A 546-nucleotide genomic window follows, 5' to 3' on the forward strand; every position below is an offset into this window, starting at 1 on the left:
CCCTAAAGGCATGTATTACGACTGGAACATCACAGGAAATTGGTTATGGCTATCTCTTGTTATGTCACAAGGCGGCGATATTTTACGTGACGGGAAAGTAGCATTCGACGGAGAAGAGGGACAGTGGGCGATCAACCAATTGGCTCAAATGCATACTAAAGCCGACATGCCGGACTACCAGCGCAGAAGTGCAGAACGTTCATTTGGCGCAGGCACTATTGGCGATAAGTTTGAACTGAAGACAGTCCAATTCCCAGAAGTACGTGATGGTGGCACTTTGCCAGTGGGTGGTAATGCGGTTGTTATGCTTTCTAAAGATAAGAAACAACAGGAAGCAGCGTGGAAATACATCAAATACATCACTGGTCCAGAGGGAAATCAACAGATCCCACATTTTACGGGTTATATGCCGCCCAACCAAATAGCAGCTCAATCTTTAGACGCTTTTTATCAAGAGCGACCAAATCATAAAACCGCAGTATCGTCGCTGCCTTTGATGGACACGTGGGTTTCTTTCCCTGGTGCTAATGGTTTGAAGATTACCGA

The 546-nt window shown here is 46.0% G+C and carries 1 protein-coding gene; it reads left to right on the forward strand.

What is annotated here, in order from left to right:
* Nucleotides 1-546, forward strand: a 546-nt coding sequence (locus KIV40_RS28130) for an extracellular solute-binding protein (RefSeq protein ID WP_285352492.1), incomplete at both ends; no start/stop codon positions are given.

The organism is Vibrio sp. D173a, assembly GCF_030248475.1.